General features: G+C 74.9%; 21 protein-coding genes. 15 read left to right on the forward strand and 6 right to left on the reverse strand.

The annotated features are described in order from the left end of the window. The first annotated feature begins 18 nt into the window (after positions 1–18). The 5 genes from ACH443_RS13950 to ACH443_RS13970 all read left to right on the forward strand — a co-directional run bounded on the left by ACH443_RS13950 (position 19) and on the right by ACH443_RS13970 (position 5,205). Positions 19–1,212, forward strand: a complete 1,194-nt coding sequence (locus tag ACH443_RS13950) for an AI-2E family transporter (protein WP_429763347.1) — start codon at positions 19–21, stop codon at positions 1,210–1,212. Positions 1,213–1,249: 37 nt separating this feature from the next. Beyond that, positions 1,250–1,852, forward strand: a complete 603-nt coding sequence (locus ACH443_RS13955; RefSeq protein ID WP_429763348.1) for a GNAT family N-acetyltransferase — start codon at positions 1,250–1,252, stop codon at positions 1,850–1,852. Between the two features lie 103 nt (positions 1,853–1,955). Continuing rightward, positions 1,956–3,341 (forward strand): flavin-containing monooxygenase, encoded by a 1,386-nt coding sequence (locus ACH443_RS13960; RefSeq protein WP_430590651.1) that lies wholly within the window; start codon positions 1,956–1,958, stop codon positions 3,339–3,341. Continuing rightward, positions 3,338–4,261: a bile acid:sodium symporter family protein gene (locus ACH443_RS13965; protein WP_429763350.1), complete on the forward strand. Its 924-nt coding sequence runs from the start codon at positions 3,338–3,340 to the stop codon at positions 4,259–4,261. The genes ACH443_RS13960 and ACH443_RS13965 overlap by 4 nt, the downstream gene beginning before the upstream one ends. Continuing rightward, positions 4,258–5,205: an NAD-dependent epimerase/dehydratase family protein gene (locus tag ACH443_RS13970; RefSeq protein WP_430590652.1), complete on the forward strand. Its 948-nt coding sequence runs from the start codon at positions 4,258–4,260 to the stop codon at positions 5,203–5,205. Before ACH443_RS13965 ends, ACH443_RS13970 begins: the two co-directional genes overlap by 4 nt. 13 nt (positions 5,206–5,218) lie before the next feature. Here ACH443_RS13970 and ACH443_RS13975 read toward each other — a convergent pair whose 3' ends face one another. Next, positions 5,219–5,890 (reverse strand): hypothetical protein, encoded by a 672-nt coding sequence (locus tag ACH443_RS13975; protein ID WP_430590653.1) that lies wholly within the window; start codon positions 5,888–5,890, stop codon positions 5,219–5,221. Positions 5,891–6,155: 265 nt separating this feature from the next. On the opposite strand from ACH443_RS13975, the gene ACH443_RS13980 reads away from it, so the two are divergent. Together ACH443_RS13980 and ACH443_RS13985 are read left to right on the forward strand one after the other, a co-directional pair. After that, entirely contained in the window at positions 6,156–7,787 is a 1,632-nt protein-coding gene (locus ACH443_RS13980) for an ABC-F family ATP-binding cassette domain-containing protein (RefSeq protein ID WP_430590654.1), read from the forward strand. Between the two features lie 329 nt (positions 7,788–8,116). Next, positions 8,117–9,487, forward strand: a complete 1,371-nt coding sequence (locus ACH443_RS13985) for a M20/M25/M40 family metallo-hydrolase (protein WP_430590655.1) — start codon at positions 8,117–8,119, stop codon at positions 9,485–9,487. A gap of 41 nt (positions 9,488–9,528) precedes the next feature. On the opposite strand, the gene ACH443_RS13990 is transcribed toward ACH443_RS13985, so the two are convergent. Then, on the reverse strand, positions 9,529–10,314 hold the full coding sequence (locus ACH443_RS13990) for a fructosamine kinase family protein (RefSeq protein WP_430590656.1): 786 nt from the start codon (positions 10,312–10,314) through the stop codon (positions 9,529–9,531). Between the two features lie 45 nt (positions 10,315–10,359). Then, on the reverse strand, positions 10,360–10,611 hold the full coding sequence (locus ACH443_RS13995; RefSeq protein ID WP_429763357.1) for a DUF5703 family protein: 252 nt from the start codon (positions 10,609–10,611) through the stop codon (positions 10,360–10,362). A 74-nt stretch (positions 10,612–10,685) separates the two neighbouring features. Between ACH443_RS13995 and ACH443_RS14000 the strand changes: the two genes are divergently transcribed. Next, entirely contained in the window at positions 10,686–11,060 is a 375-nt protein-coding gene (locus tag ACH443_RS14000; RefSeq protein WP_430590657.1) for a primosomal protein, read from the forward strand. Here the strand turns inward: ACH443_RS14000 and ACH443_RS14005 are convergent. Continuing rightward, positions 11,042–12,007: an aldo/keto reductase gene (locus tag ACH443_RS14005; RefSeq protein ID WP_429763359.1), complete on the reverse strand. Its 966-nt coding sequence runs from the start codon at positions 12,005–12,007 to the stop codon at positions 11,042–11,044. The genes ACH443_RS14000 and ACH443_RS14005 overlap by 19 nt on opposite strands. Before the next feature lie 51 nt (positions 12,008–12,058). On the opposite strand from ACH443_RS14005, the gene ACH443_RS14010 reads away from it, so the two are divergent. Both ACH443_RS14010 and mshC read left to right on the forward strand, forming a co-directional pair. Next, positions 12,059–12,931, forward strand: coding sequence for an undecaprenyl-diphosphate phosphatase (locus ACH443_RS14010; protein WP_429763360.1), 873 nt, complete (start codon positions 12,059–12,061; stop codon positions 12,929–12,931). Positions 12,932–12,983: 52 nt separating this feature from the next. Then, complete coding sequence (mshC, locus tag ACH443_RS14015; protein ID WP_430590658.1) at positions 12,984–14,267, forward strand: cysteine--1-D-myo-inosityl 2-amino-2-deoxy-alpha-D-glucopyranoside ligase; 1,284 nt, start codon at positions 12,984–12,986, stop codon at positions 14,265–14,267. Between the two features lie 30 nt (positions 14,268–14,297). On the opposite strand, the gene ACH443_RS14020 is transcribed toward mshC, so the two are convergent. Continuing rightward, positions 14,298–15,218, reverse strand: coding sequence for a PAC2 family protein (locus tag ACH443_RS14020; protein ID WP_430590659.1), 921 nt, complete (start codon positions 15,216–15,218; stop codon positions 14,298–14,300). Positions 15,219–15,299: 81 nt separating this feature from the next. Here ACH443_RS14020 and ACH443_RS14025 point away from each other — a divergent pair, with 81 nt between their 5' ends. Further along, complete coding sequence (locus ACH443_RS14025; protein WP_430590660.1) at positions 15,300–15,587, forward strand: hypothetical protein; 288 nt, start codon at positions 15,300–15,302, stop codon at positions 15,585–15,587. Positions 15,588–15,652: 65 nt separating this feature from the next. Next, positions 15,653–16,366 carry an HAD family hydrolase gene (locus ACH443_RS14030; RefSeq protein ID WP_430590661.1) on the forward strand — a complete coding sequence of 238 codons (714 nt, stop codon included), beginning with the start codon at positions 15,653–15,655 and terminating at the stop codon, positions 16,364–16,366. On the opposite strand, the gene ACH443_RS14035 is transcribed toward ACH443_RS14030, so the two are convergent. Then, the gene (locus ACH443_RS14035; RefSeq protein WP_430590662.1) at positions 16,356–17,303 is read right to left on the reverse strand and encodes a RecB family exonuclease; all 948 of its coding nucleotides are present in this window, start codon (positions 17,301–17,303) and stop codon (positions 16,356–16,358) included. The two genes, ACH443_RS14030 and ACH443_RS14035, sit on opposite strands and share 11 nt — an antisense overlap. Positions 17,304–17,447: 144 nt before the next feature. Here ACH443_RS14035 and ACH443_RS14040 point away from each other — a divergent pair, with 144 nt between their 5' ends. The 3 genes from ACH443_RS14040 (at position 17,448) to arc (ending at position 21,486) form a co-directional block, all read left to right on the forward strand. After that, complete coding sequence (locus ACH443_RS14040) at positions 17,448–18,569, forward strand: site-2 protease family protein (RefSeq protein ID WP_429763367.1); 1,122 nt, start codon at positions 17,448–17,450, stop codon at positions 18,567–18,569. A gap of 34 nt (positions 18,570–18,603) precedes the next feature. Next, entirely contained in the window at positions 18,604–19,638 is a 1,035-nt protein-coding gene (locus ACH443_RS14045; protein ID WP_429763368.1) for a tRNA (adenine-N1)-methyltransferase, read from the forward strand. Positions 19,639–19,818: 180 nt separating this feature from the next. After that, positions 19,819–21,486 carry a proteasome ATPase gene (gene arc / locus ACH443_RS14050; protein WP_430590663.1) on the forward strand — a complete coding sequence of 556 codons (1,668 nt, stop codon included), beginning with the start codon at positions 19,819–19,821 and terminating at the stop codon, positions 21,484–21,486. Positions 21,487–21,562: the final 76 nt, after the last annotated feature.

Below are 21,562 nucleotides of genomic sequence, written 5' to 3' on the forward strand. Positions count from 1 at the left end.
GGCGAGAGGAGCGCACGGGTGGCGAAGCGCGCGAGCGAGAACGTCCCGGCCTGGCTGCGGACGTCGGCCGGCTGGTCGTGGCGGCTCATCGCCCTGACCGCGGCCGTCGCGCTCGTGTTCTGGGCGACCGTGCAGGTGCAGCTGGTCTTCATCGCGGTGTTCCTCGGGCTGGTGTTCGCCTCGGTCCTCAATCCCGTCGCGGACTTCTACGCCAAGGTCATGCCGCGAGCGCTGGCCACCGCCCTGGCGATCCTCAGCGCGTTCCTCGTGCTGGGCGGCCTCCTCACGTACGTGGTGGCGTCGGTGGCGGGTCAGTGGGAGCAGCTCGCCGGGCAGTTCGACACCGGCGTCCAGCAGATCCTCCAGTACGTGGAGAGCGGGCCGTTCGGGCTCTCCGTGACCGGCGACCAGATCAACGAGTGGATCGACCAGGGGCGGCAGTGGGTCGCCGACAACGCCGACTCGCTGGTCAGCCAGGCGGCGCAGAGCGCGGGCTCGGTCTTCGAGGGCTTCGCGATCTTCGCCCTGTCGATCTTCTGCACGGTGTTCTTCGTCGCGTCGGGCGGCAGGATGTGGCGCTGGTTCCTGGGCCAGATCCCGGAGGAGCACCGCAACCGGTGGCAGGCGGCCGCGGGGGCCGGCTGGTACAGCTTCTCCGGGTACGCGCGCGGCACCGTCATCATCGCCTTCGTCGACGGCGTCCTGGCGTTCATCCTGCTCACGATCCTCGGGGTGCCGCTGGCGGCACCGCTGGCCGTGCTGGTGTTCATCGGCGCGTTCATCCCGCTGATCGGCGCGCCGCTGGCGATGATCATCGCCGCCGTCGTGGCGCTCGCGGCGAACGGGTTCGTCACGGCCCTCATCGTCACGATCGGGATCGCGCTCATCGGGCAGCTCGAGGGGCACGTGCTGCAGCCGCTCATCATGGGCAAGCAGGTCGCCCTGCACCCCCTGGTCATCGGCCTCGGCGTCACCGCCGGCACCGTGCTGGCCGGCATCCTCGGCGCGATCATCGCCGTCCCGCTCATGGCGGTCGCGTGGACCGTGTTCTCGACCCTGCGCGGCGACCGGCCGCACCCCGAGCTCGACGAGCCGCCCGGGCCGGGCGACGGGCCGCTCGCGGTGGCCCCGATCCTCGGCCCGCCCGACGCCGACGCCGGGCCCGGTGCTCGCGGGGCCGCGGAGACATCCGGGGAGACTCCGGACAAATAGCAGGAGGCCGGCGGGCCCGGCGTGCCACGATGCCCCGATGGAGCCGTTCGTCCTCGCCACCGACCGCGTCCGCCTGTCCGTCCCGACCGCCGCCGACGTCGAGCGCATCGCCGAGATCTGCGCCGACCCCGCCATCGCGCGGTGGACCACGGTGCCGTCGCCGTACACGCGCGACGACGCGGTGGGCTTCGTCGAGAGGTTCGTCGCCGACGGCTGGTCCGAGGAGAAGGACTTCACCTGGGCCGTGCGCGCCCCCGGGGGCGTCGACGGCCCGGTGCTCGGCATGGTGGGCATGTCGAGGGAGGGCGGGCCCGGTGTCGAGCCGGCGGGGGAGCTGGGGTTCTGGTGCGCACCGGACGCACGGGGCCGCGGCCTGACGACGGAGGCGGCGCGGCTCGTCGTCGACTGGGCGGTCGACCCCGAAGGTCTGGGGCTCGGCGTCGTGCGCTGGCGCGCGAACGTCGGCAACTGGGCGTCGCGCCGCGTCGCGTGGAAGCTCGGGTTCCGGTACGAGGGGCTGCTGCGCCGCTTCGGCGCGCAGCGCGGCGTGCTCCAGGACTCGTGGGTGGGGTCCTACGTGCCCGGCGACCCGCGGGAACCCCACGAGCCCTGGCCCGCGGAGGCCCCCGCCGCCGCCTGACCGGTCGGCTTTGGGCGCCGCAGTGCCCGGACCGTATGCTCCCTGCGCGCAAGGGCGCGGATCGAGGCACGCACGGCGCGCGCCGGGAGCACGGAGGCGGGCGATGGGGCTGGAACGACGGGTCGCGGTGATCGGGGCGGGTCCCTCGGGACTGGCCGCCGCGCGGGCGCTGGACCGCGCCGGGCTCGCCTTCGACGGGTACGAGGCCCACGCGGACGTCGGCGGGCTGTGGGACATCGACAACCCCCGCTCGACGGTCTACGAGTCCGCGCACCTCATCTCCTCGCGCACCACGACCCAGTTCGACGAGCTGCCGATGGACTCGGCCGCCGACTACCCGAGCCACCGCGAGCTGCTGCGCTACTTCCGCCGGTACGCCGACGAGTTCGGGCTGCGGGACCGCTTCCGCTTCGGCACCCGGGTGCTCGGCGTCGAGCCGGCGGGCGGCGACGACAGCGGGCGCAGCGGCTGGACGGTGCGATCCGCGTCCGCCGGGTCGGCCCCGGGGTCGGGAGCCGACGACGCCGTCGAGCGCACCTACTCGCACGTGGTGATCGCGAACGGCACGCTCGCCGAGCCGAACGTCCCCACGCTGCCCGGCACGTTCGACGGCGAGGCGCTGCACTCGAGCGCGTACAAGAGCGCGGACGTGTTCGCGGGCAAGCGGGTGCTCGTCGTCGGAGGCGGCAACTCCGGCTGCGACATCGCGGTCGACGCCGTCCACCGCGCCGCGTCGGTCGACCTGTCCGTGCGCCGCGGCTACTGGTTCGTGCCGCGCTACCTGCTGGGCAGGCCCACCGACACCCTCAACCAGGGGCGGCCGCTGCCCGCCCGGGTCAAGCAGGCCGTCGACTCGCGCCTGCTGCGCCTGCTGAACGGCGACCCGCGCCGCTTCGGCTTCCCGGAGCCGGACCACAGGATCTACGAGTCGCACCCCGTGGTGAACTCGCTCGTGCTGCAGCACGCCGGGCAGGGCGACCTGCGTGTGCGGCCCGACGTCGCGCGGTGCGCCGGGCGGACGGTGCACTTCGCCGACGGCAGCAGCGGCGACTACGACCTCGTCCTGCTCGCCACCGGCTACCGGCTCGACTACCCGTTCCTCGACCCGCGCCATCTCGCGTGGGCGGGGCCGGGCTCCGGGACGGCGCCGCGGCTGTTCTGCAACATCGTGCCGCCGTCGGGCAACGGGCTGTTCGTCGTCGGGATGCTCGAGGCGTCGGGCATCGGCTGGCAGGGCCGTGCCGAGCAGGCCGAGCTGGTGGCGCGCTACCTCGCGGCCGTCGCGGCCGGGGACGACGGCGACGTCGCCGCCCGGGAGCGGGCGGTGCGGTTCCGCCGTCGCCTGACCGAGCCGTGGCCGGACCTGACGGGCGGCTACCGCTACCTCGGGCTGGAGCGGATGAGCTACTACGTGAACAAGGACGCCTACCGCCGCACCGTGCGGCGCCTGGCCGACGAGCTCGCGCCGGCCGCGGAGAGCGCGGCATGAACATCGACGACGTCGCCGTGCGGTTCGCCCCGGGCTCGATGGTCGCCCTGGACCTCGTGCTCGGCCTCATCATGCTGGGCATCGCGCTCGACACGTCGCCCGCGGACTTCCGGGCGCTGCGCCGCGCGCCGCGGGCGGCCGTGCTGGCGCTGCTCGCCCAGCTCGTCGCGCTCCCCGCCGTGACCTTCGGCCTCACGCTGCTGCTCGACGTGCAGGCCTCCGTGGCCCTCGGGATGATCCTCGTCGCGTGCTGCCCGCCGGGGAACGTGTCCCAGGTGCTCACGCACCGCTCGGGCGGCAACGTCGCGCTGTCGGTGTCGCTCACCGCCGTCGGGAACGCGATCTACATCGTCGCGATGCCGCTCAACCTCGCCCTGTGGGGTTCGCTGCACCCGACGGCGAGCTCGATCCTCACGGACGTGCGCCTGGACGCCGGGCAGATGCTGCTCGAGATCCTCCTGGTGATCGGCATGCCGTTCGCGGCCGGGATGCTGGTGCGCACGCGCTGGCCGGCGCTCGCGGCCCGTGTGCACCGCCCGGTGCGCTGGGCGAGCCTCGTGGCGCTGGTCGGCTTCATCGTCGCGGCGCTCGCCGGGAACTTCGCGGTCTTCGTCGCGTACATCGGCGTGGTCCTGCTGGCCGTGTTCCTGCACGACGCCGCGGCCCTCGGCCTGGGCTACCTCGCGGGCCGCGCCGGGCGGCTCGCGCCGCGCGAGGTGAAGGCGGTCACGTTCGAGGTCGGCATCCGGAACGCGGGCCTCGGTCTCGGCCTCGTGTTCACGTTCTTCGGCGGGCTGGGCGGCATGGCCGTCGTCGCCGGCTGGTGGGGCATCTGGGACATCGTGGCAGGCCTGGCCCTGGCGACCGTCTGGGCGAGACGGACGCGGGCCCGCGCGGCCCGCGAGGAGGTGGCGGCATGATCCGCGTGCTGGTGACCGGTGGGGCCGGGTTCCTCGGGTCGCACGCCGTGGCGGCCCTCGCGGCCCGCGACGACGTCGCGCACGTCGTCGCGGGCGACCTGCGCGAGGCGCGGGTGCCCGACGGCGGGACCTGGGCGCGCATGGACGTCACCGACCCGGCGTCGGTGGCGGGCGTGATCGCGGAGCACGACGTCGACACCGTGGTGCACCTCGCCGCGATCGTGAACCCGGGCACCCTCGACGCGGCGGCCGAGCGCGCCGTCGACGTCGACGGCACCCGGAACGTGCTCGACGCCTGCGTGGCGGCCGGGGTGCGGCGCGTGGTGATCTCGTCGTCGGGCGCCGCGTACGGGTACCACGCGGACAATCCCGTGCCGCTGCGCGAGACCGACCCGGTGCGCGGCAACGAGGAGTTCACGTACTCGCGGCACAAGCGCGAGGTCGAGGAGATGCTCGCGCGCTACCGCGCCGACCAACCCGGGCTCGGCCAGGTCGTGCTGCGGATCGGGACGATCCTCGGCCCGGGGGTGGACAACCAGATCACCGCGCTGTGGCGCGCCCGCCGGCTGCTGCGGGTGCGCGGCTCGGAGAGCCCGTTCGTCTTCGCGTGGGTCGACGACGTGACCGGCGCGGTCGTGGCGGGGGCGACCGGCGCCACCACCGGCACGTTCAACGTGTGCGGGGACGGCGTCGTGACCGTGGCGGACATCGCCGCGAGCCTCGGCCGCCGTACGCTCGACGTGCCGGCGTGGGCGCTGGCCGCCGCGCTGCGCGTCGGGCACGCGCTGCGCCTCACCGTGCACGGCCCGGAGCGCGTGGGGTTCCTGCGCTACCGGCCGGTGCTCGACAACTCCCGCCTCAAGGCCGAGCTCTACGTGCCGCGCCTGACGTCCCGCGAGGCGTTCGAGACCTGGCGGGGCGTCCGGGAGCCGGCCGGGTCGTGAGCCCGCCGCGGGCTCAGCGCAGCGCGTCCAGCCACGGGTGCCCGGGCAGGGTGCGGCCGAGGGCGTCGGCGAGCCACGCGCGGCGGTCCCGGCCGAGGGCCGGCAGGGTCGCGTCGAAGTCGCGCCGGTCCTTGGGCCGCAGGCCGCGCGCCTTGTACAGCAGCTGGATCTCCGGCTGCAGGTAGGTGACGCCGTCCGCGACCCACAGGGCGTCCGCCATCGGCATCGTGATCGCCGGGTCGCGCTCGTACACCCAGGTCTGCGCGGTGCCCGGGCTCAGCAGGACGTCGAACTCCCAGGGCGACGTGGCGTCGCGCCGGGTCCACAGCTGCCCGCAGCCCTCGGGCAGGACGTCGTCGGCCGGGGCGTCGGGGTCGACGTCGGGGCGCACGGGGCTCAGCGTGCCGGACGACGCGGCCCACGTGTGCAGCGTCGGGGAGAGGTGGCGCCGCAGCGCGGGCAGGTCCTGGCGCAGCACCCCCGGGTCGATGTCCTCGTGGTGCCGCTCGACGCCGGTGAAGGCTTCCAGCGCCCAGCCGCCCGCCACCCACCAGATGCCTGGATAGCCGGCGAAGAGGGCGGCGACGTCGCGCGGCGTGCGCGGCGCCCACGGCCCGTACCAGTGCTCGAACCAGTCGTCGGGCCGGTCGTCGGGCACGGCGTCGCTCAGGGGCTCGGGAGGCACCCGGACAGCCTAGGTGCGGCCCCGGAAACGGGGTTGCGCCCCGGGCGACGGTGTGCGAGCCTCGACGCCGTCCCCGCGGCCTCCGCCGCGCGTGAGAGGGGACGGCTCCAGGACGAGAGGCGCACCACAGCGATGACGGGCATCCGGACGACCGCCTGACGCGTCGACCCCGAGGCTCCCTGCCGGCCTGCACGCTCGAGTGCGGCCCGGGGGAGCGGCGTCGACGCACCCGCCGTCCGCCGTTCCTCGCACCGCTGGAGTCTCCGTGCCTGCTCCCCACCCCTCCGTCGTCCTGCACGACCTCACCTTCTCCTGGCCCGACGGGGCCACCCCGATCGCCGGTGTGTCCGGCGCCTTCTCCCGCGGCCGCACCGGCCTGGTCGGGCTCAACGGCGCGGGCAAGTCCACTCTGCTGCGCCTCGTCGCCGGCCGGCTGCGCCCGACGTCCGGGTCGATCAGCGTGTCCGGCGTCGCGGACTACCTGCCGCAGCGGCTGACCCTCGACACCGACGCCACGGTCGCGGACCTGCTGGGCGTGCGCGACGTCGTCGACGCGGTGCGTGCCATCACGGACGGCACCGCGCCCGAGGCGGAGCTCGCGGCGCTGTTCGACGTCGTCGGCGACGGCTGGGACGTCGAGGAGCGCGCCCTCGCCGAGCTCGCCGGCACGGGTCTCCCGGCCGGCGACGGCGTGCTCGACCGCCCGGTCGGCACCCTCTCGGGCGGCGAGGCGATGCTCGTCGCCGTCACCGGCGTGCGGCTGCGGGGCGCCGACGTCGCGCTCCTGGACGAGCCGACCAACAACCTCGACGGCGACGCCCGCGAGCGCCTGCACGAGCTCGTGCGCACGTGGCGCGGCGCGCTCGTCGTCGTCTCGCACGACCGGCAGCTGCTCGAGCTGGTCGACGAGACCGCGGAGCTGCGTACCGGCTCGCTGACCACGTACGGCGGCACGTACGCGCAGTACGAGGAGCACCTGGCGGCGCAGCAGGAGGCGGCACGCGCCGCCCTGCGTGACGCCGAGCAGATCCTGCGGCGCGAGAAGCGCGAGCGGATCAAGGCCGAGGAGCGCATCGCGCACTCCGAGCGCCGGGGCCGCAAGGACGTCGTCGAGCGCCGGTACGTCAAGGCGGCCATCAACGACCGGCGCAACTCCGCCGAGAAGTCGCAGGCCGCGCGGCGCGGCCAGGCCGCCGGGAAGGAGGCCGACGCCCGGGCGGCGGTCGAGGCCGCCGAGCTCTCCGTGCGCGACGACGACCGCATCGTCGTCGACCTGCCCGACCCGGACGTCCCCGCGGGCCGTCGGCTGGCCGTCCTGCGGGGCACGGACGGGCGCGAGGTCGTGCTCGCCGGGCCGGAGCGCGTGGCGCTGACCGGACCCAACGGCGTCGGCAAGACGACCTTGCTGGAGCGGCTCGTCGGGATGGCGCCCGTGGGCGCCGACGTCGGGACGGGCGCGGTCGCCGAGACGCTCACCGACCGGGTCGGCTACCTGCCGCAGCGGCTCGACGTGCTCGACGACGACCAGACGGTGCTCGACGCCGTGCGGGCCGGCGCGCCGGACGTGGCGCCGGGAGAGCTGCGCAACCGGCTGGCGCGGTTCCTGGTGCGGGGCGACCAGGTGGGCCGCCCGGTCGCGACGCTGTCCGGCGGCGAACGGTTCCGCGTGACCCTGGCACGCCTGCTGCTGTCCGACCCGCCCGCCCAGCTGCTCGTGCTGGACGAGCCCACCAACAACCTCGACATCGCCAGCACCGACCAGCTGGTGCAGGCCCTGGCGGCGTACCGCGGGGCGCTGCTCGTCGTGAGCCACGACCGGGCGTTCCTCGACCGGCTCGGCCTCGACGCCGAGCTGGTGCTGGCCGCGGACGGGACGCTCACCGAGCGGCGGTCCTAGCCGCCCGCGGTGAGGTGCGTCGTCGGCCCGCCGGTGCGTGGCGCGTCGAACGCGGAGAAGTCGTACGGGCCGCGGTCGCCGCCGGAGCAGATCTGGCGGGAGCCGGGGAACACCTCGGCCCCGTGGGCTGCGGCGGGCTAGCCGACGGCGGCGACGATGCCGACGGCGGTCAGCGCGGCGGCGGCGAGGGATGCCGCGAGTCTTCGCACGATGGTCCTCCTCCTCGAGGTCCGTAGGTGCGGAGGTGCGTGGGCACGACGGTGGTCCGCGGTGCGGACGTCGTCACCCCGGCTCGACGTCTCGCGCACGGGCGCCGGTACGGTGTCGGGGTGACGTCCCAGCCCCTCGCCCCGCGCCCGAGCACGCCTCCCACGTCCGCGTACCCCACCGCGCACCCCACGGCCGAGCAGGAGGTCGTGGACATCTGCCGCGACCTGCTGCGGATCGACACGTCGAACTACGGCAACGGCGAGGGACCAGGGGAGCGGCGGGCGGCGGAGCTCGTCGCCGGGCTGCTCACGGAGGTGGGGCTCGAGGTGGAGCTGTTCGAGTCGGAGCCCGGCCGCACGTCGGTCGTGACGCGGCTCGAGGGCGCCGACCCGAGCCGCCCCGCGCTCGTGCTGCACGGGCACACGGACGTGGTGCCGGCCGCGGCCGACGACTGGTCGGTCGACCCGTTCGCCGGCGAGGAGATCGACGGCCTCCTGTGGGGACGCGGCGCCGTCGACATGAAGGACATGGACGCGATGATCCTCGCGGTCGTGCGCCGGATGGTCCGCGAGGGCCGGCGCCCCGCGCGCGACGTCGTGGTCGCCTTCTTCGCCGACGAGGAGGCGGGCGGCGTGCGCGGCGCGCAGTGGGCCGTGCGGCACCGGCCCGAGCTCTTCGAGGGGGCCACCGAGGCGATCAGCGAGGTGGGCGGCTTCTCGGTGGAGGTCGGCGGGCGTCGGGCGTACCTGCTGCAGACGGCGGAGAAGGGCCTCGCGTGGCTGCGGCTCGTCGCCGACGGGCGCGCCGGCCACGGGTCCCAGGTGAACGCCGAGAACGCGGTGACCGAGCTCGCGGCAGCGGTCGCGCGGATCGGGCGGCACCCGTGGCCGTACACCTTGACCCCCACCGTGGACAAGCTGCTGCGCGGGGTGGCGGACCTCACGGGCCTGCCGTTCGAGGGCGAGGACCCGGCCGCGGTCGACGCGCTCGTCGCGGCGCTGGGACCGGCGGCGAAGTTCGTGGGCGCCACGGTGCGGCACACGTCCAACCCGACGCGGCTGGACGCGGGGTACAAGGCGAACGTCATCCCCGGCCGTGCCGAGGCCACCGTCGACGTGCGGCTGCTGCCCGGGCACGAGGAGGAGGGTATGGCGACGCTGCGCGAGCTGGCCGGGCCCTCCGTGCGCGTCGAGCCGATCCACACCGACACCGCGCTCGAGGTGCCGTTCTCCGGCGACCTCGTGGACTCGATGGTCGCGTCCCTGCTCGCCGAGGACCCGGGGGCCACGGTGCTGCCCTACACGCTGTCGGGCGGCACCGACAACAAGTCGCTGGCCCGCCTCGGCATCACCGGGTACGGGTTCGCCCCGCTGCGCCTGCCCGCCGACCTCGACTTCTCCGGGATGTTCCACGGCGTCGACGAGCGGGTGCCGGTCGACTCGCTGCGCTTCGGCACGCGCGTGCTGGACCGCCTGCTGCGCGACTGCTGACCACACCGTCGTCAGCCGTCGTCAGCCGTCGTCAGCCGTCGTCAGCCGCCCAGGCGGGCGAGCAGGTGGCGGGTCTGCTCGACGTACCCGCCGCCGAAGAGCACGGCGTGCACGGCGAGCGGGTACAGCTGGTGCAACGGCACCCGGTCGCGCCACCCGGGGGCGAGGGGCCACGCGGCGTCGTAACCCGCGAGGACCTCGTCCAGGTGCGGCGCCCCGAAGAGCGCGAGCATGGCGAGGTCGGCCTCCCGGTGCCCGCCGTGGGCGGCCGGGTCGATGAGCACCGCCTCGGCGGAGCCGCCGGGCCCGCGCGACCACAGCACGTTCCCGGACCAGAGGTCGCCGTGCACGCGGGCCGGCGCCTCCCGCGCCGCAGGGCCGGCGAGGACGCCGAGCCGTCCGCACACCCGCTCGACGGCGGCCGCGTCCTGCGCGGTGAGCACGCCCCGCTCCCGCCCCTGCGCGACGACCGGCCGGAGCCGGGAGTGCGCGTAGAAGGCGGGCCAGTCGCCCCAGGTCCCCGCAGCCAGGGGCAGGGGGTCGTCGAGCGGGCCGAAGTACCCGCGCCCGGCGCCCGGCGGGAGGACGCCGAACCCGGCGGCGCCCGCTCGGTGCAGGACGGCGAGGCGGCGGCCCAGGTCGTGCGCGGCGTCGGGCGTGGGGTGCGCCGCGTCGACCCGCTCCAGGTCGAGGTGATCCGGCCCGTGCCCGAGCACCCGCGCGACCCGCGGGCCGCCCGGCACGGCAAGCCAGCGGAGCCCGGCCGCCTCGGTGGCGAAGAACCCCGGCGGCGCGTGCGCCCGCGACTTGCGGAAGGCGTCGGCCATGCGTCCTGACCTGTGTCCTGACCTGCGTCCTGGCGTGCCGACCGGTCAGAAGGTGGCGCTGACCTTGATGATCTTGCGGCGCAGCCACACCCGGCGTTCGCCGCCCATGTACAGGCGGGTGCGCGCGAGCTCCCAACGGCCGTACTCGGCCTCGTCGGTGAGCATCTTGCGCGCGTCCGGGACGCTCGTGCCCCGGTCGATGGTCAGCACGCGGTACTCGTACTGGCCGTGCTTGCGCCAGGCGGACGGCGCGCCGGGGCGCGCGTCTGCCTGCGGCGTGGACGGGATCGAAGCCATCCGCTGTCCTCCCGAAGTGCTGGCGGGCGGTTTTCGTCTGCCCATTGTGCCCCGTGGGGCGCTACGGTCAGAGCATGACCGCAGACCCGCGTGCCGCGCTGGACCGCTTCGTCGCCGCGCTGGAGGCCCACTACCACGCGGTGTCGACCCGCCGGGGCGACGACGACCCTGCGGTCGACGACGCCTACGAGGTCCTGGCCGACGCGTTCGAGGTCTACGAGGACGCGCTGGCCCAGGTGTACTCCGAGGTCACGCCCTTCTTCCTCGACGACGGGGACGACGACGGGGACGACGACGGGGACGACGAGGACGACGACGAGGACGACGACGAGGACGACGACGACCTCGACGCGGAGCTCGACACGGACCTCGAGGGGCCTGACCTGGCGGGGGCTCCCGCCGACCGGCCGGCCGACGCCCCGGGCCAGGCCTACCAGCGCTCGGGGTAGCCGATCTCCGGGGCGGAGACGTCGTCGAGCGCGGCGTGGACCTCGCCCGGCAGATCGAGGTCGACGGCCGCGAGGGATGCCCGCAGCTGGGCGGGCGTCCGCGCCCCGACGATCGCGCTGGCGACCGTGTCGCGGGCCAGCAGCCAGGCGAGAGCGACCTCGAGCGGCGCGCGCCCGAGCCCGTCGGCCGCGGTGGCCACGGCCTCGACGACGGACGACGCCGCGGCGTCCAGGTAGGGGTCGACGAAGGCCGCCAGGTGGGCCGACGCCGCGCGGGAGTCCGCGGGGATCGCGCGCCGGTACTTGCCGGTCAGCACGCCGCGGCCGAGCGGGGACCAGGCCAGCAGGCCGAGCCCCAGCGCGTCCGCGGCGGGCGCGACGTCGCGCTCCGCGCCCCGCTGCAGCAGGGAGTACTCGAGCTCGACGGCGCTGAGCCCGGTGCCGTCCGCCTCCAGCAGGGTCGCGACCCGCGCGGACGCCCAGCCGGGGTGGTTGGACAGGCCGACGTAGCGCGCCCGGCCGGAGGACACCGCGAGCCGCAGCGCCGACACGGTCTCGGCGAGCGGCGTCGCCGGATCGGGGCAGGCGACGAGGAACAGGTCGACGTGGTCGGTGCCGAGCCGGGCGAGGGACGCGTCGAGGTCGGCGAGCAGACCCGCCCGGGACGCGTCGACACGCGCGCCCGACCGGCCGGCGCGCACGCCGCCCTTGGTGCACAGCACGACGTCGTCGCGGGAGACCTTGTCACCCAGCAGGGACCCGATCACGCGCTCCGCGTCCCCGTCGCCGTACGTCGCGGCGGTGTCGACGAGCGTGCCGCCCGCGTCGACGAAGTCGCGCAGCTGCTCCGCCGCGTCCAGGTCGTCGGTGTCCCGTCCCCAGGTCATGGTCCCCAGGCCGAGCTCGGACACGCGCAGGCCCGTGCGGCCCACCTGACGACGCTCCATGGCGGGCCAGGCTACCGGGAAACCTCGCAGGTCCGGGTAGTGTGACCGCCCGTGAATGCCTGGGAAGCGATCCTGCTCGGCCTGGTCCAGGGCCTGACCGAGTTCCTGCCGATCTCCTCGAGCGCGCACCTGCGCATCGTGGGGGAGCTGCTCGGCGGGACCGACCCCGGGGCCGCGTTCACGGCGATCACCCAGATCGGCACCGAGGCCGCCGTGCTGCTCTACTACCGCCGCACGATCCGCGACATCTGCGTCGCCTGGTGGAAGTCCCTCGTGGGCACGCACGGCAGCGACTGGCGTTCCCGCATGGGCGCCCACGACGACCAGGCCCGCATGGCCTGGTACATCGCGCTCGGATCCATCCCGATCGGCGTGCTCGGCCTGCTCTTCCAGGACCAGATCGAGACCTACCTGCGCAACCTCTGGATCACCGTGACGACACTCGTCGTCTTCGGTCTGCTGCTCGGCTGGGCGGACAAGATCGGCCGGCGCACGCGTCGGCTCGACGAGCTCAACCCGAAGCGCGCGATCGCGTTCGGCTTCGCCCAGGCGCTGGCGCTCATCCCGGGCGTGTCGCGCTCCGGCGGCACGATCACCGCCGGGCTGCTCATGGGTTTCACCCGCAAGGCCGCCGCGGACTACTCGTTCCTGCTGGCCATCCCCGCGGTGCTGATGTCGGGCTTCTACCAGCTCGCCAAGTCCGTGGGCGAGGACCCTGCCCCCGGGTCGCCCGGCGCCGGCGCGACCCTCGTGGCGACGCTCGTCGCCTTCGTCGTCGGGTACGTCGTCATCATCGGGTTCCTCAAGCTCATCACCACCCACTCGTTCATGCCGTTCGTCTGGTACCGCCTCGGCCTCGCCGCCGTGGTCGTGGTCCTGCTGCTGACGGGCGTGCTCACCGCGAACGGCGGCATCGTCGTCTGACCAGGACCTGGTCGGGAACCTGACCGGGTGAGACGCCCGGTAGCCTGGGCGCGTGCGTTCCTGGCCCGCCCCGCAGATCCCCGAGCTCCCCGACCCGGCCGACGGCCGCCGCACCCCCGTCCGGGTGCACGACAGCACCACCGGACGGCTCGTGGACCCGGCCCCGGGGCGCACCGCCCGCTACTACGTCTGCGGGATCACCCCGTACGACGCGACCCACCTGGGGCACGCGAACACCTACCTGGCGTTCGACCTGCTGCACCGGGCGTGGCTCGACGCCGGCAAGGACGTGACGTTCGTCTCGAACGTCACGGACGTCGACGACCCGCTGCTGGAGCGCGCGGACGCCACGGGCGTCGACTGGCGCGAGCTCGCCGCCGACCAGGTCGCGCTCTTCCGCGAGGACATGACCGCCCTCGGCATGGTGCCGCCCGCCACCTGGACCGGCGCCGTCGAGTCCGTGCCCGCCGTGGTCGCCGCCGTCGAGCGTCTCCTCGACGAGGGCGCGGCCTACCGGGTTCCCGTCGAGCCGGGCGCCGGCGGGGACGACCCCTGTCTGGGCGACGTGTACGCCGACCTGTCGGCCGACCCGGACTTCGGGCAGGTGGCGCGCCTCGACCCGGAGGTCATGGCGGCCCTGTTCGCCGAGCGCGGCGGGGACCCGCAGCGTGAGGGCAAGAAGAACCCCCTCGACCCGCTGCTGTGGCGCCGCGAGCGCGTGGGCGAGCCCGCGTGGGACGGCGCGTCCCTGGGCACCGGGCGCCCCGGCTGGCACATCGAGTGCGCCGTCATCGCCCGCGACGGGCTCGGCCTGCCCTTCGACCTGCAGGGCGGGGGAGCGGACCTGCTCTTCCCGCACCACGAGATGTCCACCTCGCACGACCGCCTGCTGGGCGGCGGCGGGGCGGGCGTGCACGTGCACGCCGGGCTCGTCGCCTACGAGGGCGAGAAGATGAGCAAGTCGCGCGGGAACCTCGTGTTCGTCTCCGCGCTGCGCCGCGCGGGCGTCGACCCGATGGCGATCCGCCTGGCCCTGCTGGCGCACCACTACCGCACCGAGTGGGAGTGGACGGACGCCGACCTCGAGGCCGGCGTCGCGCGGCTCGAGCGGTGGCGCTCGGCTGTTTCCGGCAACGGCGGCCCCGACGCGACGGCGACGCTGGGCGCCCTGCGCGCGGCGCTCGCGGACGACCTGGACGGCCCCGCCGCGCTCGCCGCCGTGGACGCCTGGGCGGACGTCGCGCTCGAGCCCGGTCGCGACACGTCCGACGACCACGAGGGCGCGCCCGGCGTCCTGGCGCGGGCCGTGAACGCGCTGCTGGGCGTCCGGCTCTGACGCGGCGTCCCTGACGCCGGCGCAGGGGGGTCAGCTCTTGTCCGGACCCCTGTCCCCGCCGCGGTCGGGGCCCTTGTCCCCGCCCTTGTCGCCGCCCTTGTCGCCGCCGACGTCGCGCCGCCGCAGGTAGCGCTCGAACTCGCGCGCGATGGCCTCGCCCGTCGCCTCGGGCAGGTCGGCGGTGTCCTTCGCCTCCTCGAGCTGCTGCACGTACTCGGCGATCTCGGCGTCGTCCGAGGCGAGCTCGTCGACGCCGTGCTGCCAGGCCTCGGCGTCCTCGGGCAGGTCGCCGAGGGGCACCGACGCGGCGATGAGCTCCTCGACGCGGGCGAGGATCGCGAGCGTGGCCTTGGGCGACGGCGGGTTGGCCACGTAGTGGGGGACGGCGGCCCACAGCGACACGGCCTGGAACCCGCGGCGGTCGGCCTCGTGCTGCAGCACGCCCACGATGCCGGTCGGGCCCTCGTACGTGCTCGGCTCGACGTCGAGCACCGCCTGCAGGCCGTCGCTCTCCGTCGTGGCGGTCATCGGGATGGGCCGGGTGTGGGGCACGTCGGCCAGCAGGGCGCCGAGGGTCACGACCGTGCGCACGCCCAGCTCGGCGGCCAGGTCGAGCAGCTCGGCGCAGTAGGAGCGCCACCGGAACGACGGCTCGATGCCGCGCACCAGCACCACGGTGCGGTCCGGCAGGTCAGCGACCGACACCGTCGTGGTGGGCCACGTGATCGTGCGCACGCCGTCCGGCCCGGTCTCCATCACGGGCCGGTTCACCTGGAAGTCGTGGTAGTCCTCGGGGTCGAGCTCGCGCACCTGGCGGGCGTCCCACACGTGAGCGAGGTGCTCGAGCGCGGCGGTGGCGGCGCTGCCGGCGTCGTTCCACCCCTCGAACGCGGCGATCATCACGGTCTGCCGTGCGGCGTGGCGCCCGGTGGTCTCCGGCTCGGTCGTCATCCGTCCAGCGTATACAGCGGGCGGTCGGCCTGAGGTCGCCGCGCGCGCTGCTACGGCATCGGGCTGGGGATCGAGTCCAGCGTGGTGTCGGAGGGCAACGCGTTCGACTACACCGGGCCCGGCACAGGGTCGGGGATGGCGGTGTCGAACTGGAACGCGACCCGGTTCTCGGACACCGGGTCGTGGTTCCGGGGCAGCGCCGTCGACCTCGACGACGTGGTCACCGACGGCACGGCGGGCCCGGTCGGGCCCGCGGGCTGGGACCCGGCCGACGTCTACCCGTACGAGGCGCTGGACGGGTACGCCGCGGTGAAGCACCACGGGAAGCACGGGACGGGCGCGGGGGTGCTGCAGGTGGCCCTGCCCTGACGGCGTGCCCCATCTCACGAGGGCGCGGGGGCCGCTGCGCGCGGGCCGGTCCGTACGATGGACGGGTGCCCGAGACCCTCGCCCCCGCACCGCAGACCGCCACCCCGACGTTGCCCGCGGCCGTCCTGTGGGACATGGACGGCACCCTCGTGGACACCGAGCCGTACTGGATCCGGGCCGAGCAGGAGCTGGTCGCGGAGCACGGCGGCACCTGGACGCACGAGCAGGCGCTGCAGCTCGTGGGGAACGCGCTGACGGTCTCGGCGACGATCCTGCGCGACCAGGGCGGGGTCGACCTGCCGGCCGACGCGATCGTCGACCGCCTGCTGGGTCAGGTCGTGGAGCAGGTCCGCGAGCGGGTGCCGTGGCAGCCGGGCGCGCTGGAGCTCCTCACGAGCCTCGCCGAGGCGGGCGTGCCGTGCGCGCTGGTGACGATGAGCTACTCGGCCCTCGCGGAGGAGGTCGTGTCGCGCGGCCCCGCCGGCGCGTTCGCGACGCTCGTCGCGGGCGACCAGGTGACCCGGGGCAAGCCGGACCCCGAGCCCTACCTCGTCGCGGCCGAGCGGCTCGGCGTCGACGCCGGGGCCTGCGTGGCGATCGAGGACTCGCCCACCGGCATCGCCTCGGCGCGGGCCGCGGGCATCGCGACCCTGGGCGTCGAGGCGGTCCTGCCCGTGCCGCACCTGGACGGGCTCAGCCGCGCCGCGTCGCTGGAGAAGGTCGACGTCGCGACGCTCTCGCGCATCGGCGCCGGCGAGGTCGTGGACCTCACGCACTGACGGGGTCGTCGTCCGGCGCCACGTCGGGGACCGCACCGAGGATCACGTCCGAGGCCGCGCCGGGCCCGGGGTCCACCCCGAGCCGTTCGCGCAGCGCGCCCGGCGGGATCGCCGGCGGCGTGCCGCCGAACGCGGGGCACAGCGCCTGGTGGGCGCACCACCCGCACAGCCGGCTGCGGCGCGGCCGCCAGTCGCCGGTGCGGGCGGCGTCCTGGATGGCCGACCACAGGGCGCGCACCTTGGTCTCCGTGGCCTCGAGCTCCCGCTCGGCCGGCTCGGCGCGCAGCACCTGGCCGTCCCCGAGGTAGAGCAGCTGCAGCATGCGCGGCAGGTCGCCGCGCTCGCGCCACAGCACCAGGCCGTAGAACCGCATCTGGAACAGGGCGGAGCCCTCGAAGCCCGGCCCGGGCGCGCGGCCCGTCTTGTAGTCGACCACCCGCAGCGCGCCGTCGGGCGCGACGTCGAGCCGGTCGACGATCCCGCGCAGCACGGGCCCGTCGTCGAGCGACGTCTCGACGCGCAGCTCCCGGGACGCGGGCTCCAGCCGGTTGGGGTCCTCCAGCGTGAAGTACGTGCCGACGAGCCGCCGCGCCCGGCCGAGCCACTCCGTCGGCGTGGTGCCGGCCGCGTCGCCGCCGTCGTCGAAGAGCGTCGCGTACCGCGGCTCCGCCTCGACGAGCCGCTCCCACTCCACCGGCAGGAGGGCGGCCGCCGCCTCCGGCGTGCGCTCGCCGCGCGGGGCGTCGTAGAGCCGCTCGAGCACGGCGTGCACCAGCGTGCCCCGCGCGGCGGCGGACGCCGGGGGCTCGGGCAGCCGGTCGACCACGCGGAACCGGAACAGCAGGGGGCAGCGCATGAAGTCCGCCGCCCGCGACGGCGACAGCGCCGGGGCCCGCGACGCCGTCGGCGACGGGTCGGGAGCGGCGGTCGTCGTCATGCGCGCCACCCTACGGGCGGACGGTGACAGGCCGTCCCACGCCCTCTGACGAGCAACCGTCGATCGGCCGTCGACCGGCCGTCGACCGGCCGTCGATCGGTCGGCGCGCGGCCGACCGGCAACCCGGCCGGATAGCCTGACCGGGTGACCTCTCGCTCCCGGGGATGGGTGGTCGGCCGCATCGCGGGCGCGCCCGTCCTCGTCACCCCGTCGTGGTTCCTCGGAGCCGTCGTCCTCACCCTCGTGTTCGCGCCCTCGGTGCGGACGTGGTTCGCACCCCAGCTGGGGACGACGGCCGTGCTCGTCGTCGCCGCCGCGTTCGTGCTGCTCCTCTTCGGGTCCGTGTTCCTGCACGAGGTCGCGCACGCCCTCGTCGCGCGGTCGCGCGGGCACCGCGTCACCGAGATCGCGCTGACGCTGTGGGGCGGACACACCGCGTACACCGGGTCGGGCGGGCGCCCGCTCGACGGCGCCCTCGTGGCCGTGGTCGGCCCGCTCACCAACCTCGTGCTCGCGGCCGCGTTCTGGGTCGTGTACCTGCTGCAGCCGGTGTCGTCGGTCGTGACGGCGCTGCTCCTCGCCGGTGCGTTCTCGAACGCGTTCGTCGGGCTGTTCAACCTGGTGCCGGGGCTGCCGCTGGACGGCGGGCAGATCCTCGAGTCCGCGGTCTGGGGCGCGACCGGCTCGCGCACGCGGGGCACGCTCGCGGCGGGCTGGGCCGGACGGGTGGTGGCGGTCGGCGTGCTGGTCGTGGCGTTGCTGTGGCCGCTGCTCGAGGGGCGGAGGCCGTCGTGGGTGACGGTCGCGTGGGCGGCGCTCATCGGCGCGTTCCTGTGGTCCGGCGCGGGCGACGCGATCAAGGGCGCGCGGACCAGGGCCCGGGTCGCGACGCTGTCCGCGCGCGGCCTGGCCGTGCCGGCCGTCGTGCTCCCCGTCACCGCCACCGTCGCCGGCGTCTCCGAGGCGGCGGCGCGACAGCCCGGCGCGGTCGTGGCCGTCGTCGGGCCCGCCGGGGAGCCCGTGGGCTGGGTGGACCCGACCGCGGTCGCGAACGTTCCCGCGGGTCAGGCCGCAGCCACGCCGGTGGAGGCCGTCGTCGTCCCGTTCCCGCCCGGGTCCGCGGTGAGCCCCGAGCTCGAGGGCGACGACCTCCTCGACCGCCTCGCCCGCGGCTCGTCCGGGGCGCGCGTGGTGCCGGTCGTGGACGCCGGCCGCCTGACGGGCGTGCTCGACGTCGCCCGGGTCGCGGCCGCGCTCCGCCGATGAGGTGGCGGGAGGCGGGCCGGTAGACTCGCCCGTCGTGACCTCCGCCGACGCCACCGTGCCCGAGAACCGCCCGACCGCCGACCCGACCGGCCGCGCCACGGGTGCGGACCTGCGCCGCGGACCCCTGCGCGAGGGCGACCGGGTGCAGCTCACGGACCCCAAGGGGCGCCTGCACACCATCACGCTCAAGCCCGGCGGCACCTTCCACACGCACAAGGGGTACTTCCGCCACGAGGACCTCATCGGCCGCCCCGAGGGGTGGGTCGTGACCAACACGGCGGGGATCGAGTACCTCGCCCTGCGCCCCCTGCTGAGCGACTACGTGCTGTCCATGCCGCGCGGTGCCGCCGTCGTCTACCCCAAGGACGCGGGCCAGATCGTGCAGATGGCGGACATCTTCCCGGGTGCCCGCGTCGTCGAGGCCGGCGTCGGCTCCGGGGCGCTGACCATGTCGCTGCTGCGCGCCGTGGGCGACGCCGGCGAGCTGCACTCCATCGAGCGGCGCGAGGACTTCGCGGCGATCGCGCGCGGCAACGTCGAGTCGTTCTTCGGCGGCGAGCACCCGGCGTGGCGGCTGTCGGTCGGCGACCTCGCCGACGTGCTGCCCACCGTGGCCGAGCCGGGCAGCGTCGACCGCGTCGTCCTCGACATGCTCGCGCCCTGGGAGAACGTCGACCCGGTCGCCCGGGCCCTCGTCCCCGGCGGCGTGCTCATCTGCTACGTCGCGACCGCCACGCAGCTGTCCCGCACGGCCGAGGACCTGCGTGCCGACGGCCGGTTCGCGGAGCCGCAGGCATGGGAGTCCATGGTGCGCGGCTGGCACCTCGAGGGCCTCGCGGTCCGCCCGCAGCACCGGATGATCGGGCACACCGGCTTCCTCGTCACGGCCCGGCGGCTGGCCGACGGCGTCACGCCGCCGGAGCGCACGCGACGCCCGGCCAAGGGTTCCTACCCCGCCCCCGACGCGGAGTGGTCGGAGGAGGAGCTGGGCGAGCGTGCCGTCTCGGACAAGAAGATCCGCCGCGTCCGGCGCGACCTCGGCGTCGCCCCTGACGACGCGCAGGCCTGACGCCCCTCGGGCGGCCGTCGGCCCCGCGGCAGGTCACCGGGAGGTCTCGGTCGTGTGAACCTCGCGACCGCTCCGTGAAATGAACCCCCGGACGACCGTGTTGATGTCTAGGGTGCTGTACTCCGGGGACGCCTTCCCGCCCGGGGAGGCGGTCACCCGGGCCGCACGAGAGGGGATGCGATGTCCGACAACCCTGTCCGCCCGGAGCCTCGACCGGAGCAGCCGACGCTGCCCACCGGACCGAGCCACGACGCACAGCTCGCCCTTCTCGCCGCCAAGAACGAGCGGCTCGCCGAGGCGCTCCGCGCCGCCCGCGACCAGATCGTGGAGCTCAAGGGCCAGATCGACGAGCTCGCCAAGCCCCCCGGGACGTACGCGACGTTCCTCGCCGCACACGACGACGGCTCGGTCGACATCTCGTCGGCCGGCCGGAAGATGCACGTGCAGGCGAGCCCGGGCCTCGACGTCGCCGAGCTGCGCCCCGGGCAGGAGGTCAAGCTCAACGAGGCCATGACGGTCGTCGAGGTCGGCGGCTACGAGCGCACGGGCGAGCTGGTGACCGTCAAGGAGGTGCTCGACGCCGAGCGGGTGCTCGTCGTCGGGCGTGCCGACGAGGAGCGGGTCGTGCGCCTCGCCGGGTCGGTCGCCGACGCGGAGCTGCGGGTGGGCGACGCGCTCACGGTCGACGTGCGCAGCGGGTTCGTCTACGAGGTGGTCCCGAAGTCGGAGGTCGAGGAGCTCGTCCTCGAAGAGGTGCCCGACATCGCCTACGAGGACATCGGCGGGCTGGGGCCGCAGATCGAGCAGATCCGCGACGCCGTCGAGCTGCCGTTCTCGCACCCCGACCTCTTCCGCGAGCACGGGCTGCGGCCGCCCAAGGGCGTGCTGCTGTACGGCCCGCCCGGGTGCGGCAAGACGCTCATCGCGAAGGCGGTGGCCAGCTCGCTGGCCGGGATGGTCGCCAGCGCGCAGGGCGGCGACCCGACGGCCAAGAGCTACTTCCTCAACGTCAAGGGCCCGGAGCTGCTCAACAAGTACGTGGGCGAGACCGAGCGGCACATCCGCCTGATCTTCGCCCGCGCGCGCGAGAAGGCGACGCAGGGTGCGCCCGTCGTGGTGTTCTTCGACGAGATGGAGTCGCTGTTCCGCACCCGCGGCACGGGCCTCTCGTCGGACGTCGAGACGACGATCGTGCCCCAGCTGCTCGCCGAGATCGACGGCGTCGAGCGGCTCGACAACGTCATCGTCATCGGCGCGTCGAACCGCGAGGACATGATCGACCCCGCGATCCTGCGGCCCGGCCGCCTGGACGTGAAGATCAAGATCGAGCGGCCGGACGCCGAGGGCGCCACCGAGATCTTCGGCAAGTACCTCACGCCGCAGCTGCCCATCCACCCCGACGACCTGGCCGAGCACGGCGGCAGCCAGAACGACGCCGTCGGGGCGATGATCCGCAGCGTGGTGGAGCGGATGTACTCCGAGGACGAGGAGAACCAGTTCCTCGAGGTCACGTACGCGTCGGGCGACAAGGAGACCCTGTACTTCAAGGACTTCAACTCCGGCGCGATGATCCAGAACGTCGTGGACCGGGCCAAGAAGTCGGCGATCAAGGACTTCCTGGCCACCGGGCAGCGCGGCATCCGGGTCGAGCACCTCCTGTCGGCGTGCGTCGACGAGTTCAAGGAGAACGAGGACCTGCCCAACACCACCAACCCCGACGACTGGGCGCGCATCAGCGGCAAGAAGGGCGAGCGCATCGTCTTCATCCGCACGATCGTCCAGAAGAAGGGCGGCGACGGCACCCCGCGCACCATCGACACGGTGACCAGCACGGGGCAGTACCTGTAGCACCGGCCCGTCGCGAGCCCACCAGATCGAGGTACCCGCCGCGAGGTCGACCCACCGTGGGTCGACTTCGGGACGG

Origin of the sequence: Isoptericola sp. NPDC019571 (assembly GCF_044389385.1) — a bacterium.
Lineage (GTDB): Bacteria > Actinomycetota > Actinomycetes > Actinomycetales > Cellulomonadaceae > Isoptericola > Isoptericola nanjingensis.

Coding starts and splice junctions, on each gene's coding strand:
- ACH443_RS14035 (WP_430590662.1), bottom strand. CDS start 17,303: ATGACGACGACCGCCGCTCCCGACCCGTCGCCGACGGCGTCGCGGGCC.
- ACH443_RS14000 (WP_430590657.1), top strand. CDS start 10,686: ATGACCGCAGACCCGCGTGCCGCGCTGGACCGCTTCGTCGCCGCGCTG.
- ACH443_RS13990 (WP_430590656.1), bottom strand. CDS start 10,314: ATGGCCGACGCCTTCCGCAAGTCGCGGGCGCACGCGCCGCCGGGGTTC.
- ACH443_RS13965 (WP_429763350.1), top strand. CDS start 3,338: ATGAACATCGACGACGTCGCCGTGCGGTTCGCCCCGGGCTCGATGGTC.
- ACH443_RS13955 (WP_429763348.1), top strand. CDS start 1,250: ATGGAGCCGTTCGTCCTCGCCACCGACCGCGTCCGCCTGTCCGTCCCG.
- ACH443_RS13960 (WP_430590651.1), top strand. CDS start 1,956: ATGGGGCTGGAACGACGGGTCGCGGTGATCGGGGCGGGTCCCTCGGGA.
- arc (WP_430590663.1), top strand. CDS start 19,819: ATGTCCGACAACCCTGTCCGCCCGGAGCCTCGACCGGAGCAGCCGACG.
- ACH443_RS14005 (WP_429763359.1), bottom strand. CDS start 12,007: ATGGAGCGTCGTCAGGTGGGCCGCACGGGCCTGCGCGTGTCCGAGCTC.
- ACH443_RS13995 (WP_429763357.1), bottom strand. CDS start 10,611: ATGGCTTCGATCCCGTCCACGCCGCAGGCAGACGCGCGCCCCGGCGCG.
- ACH443_RS14020 (WP_430590659.1), bottom strand. CDS start 15,218: ATGACGACCGAGCCGGAGACCACCGGGCGCCACGCCGCACGGCAGACC.
- ACH443_RS13970 (WP_430590652.1), top strand. CDS start 4,258: ATGATCCGCGTGCTGGTGACCGGTGGGGCCGGGTTCCTCGGGTCGCAC.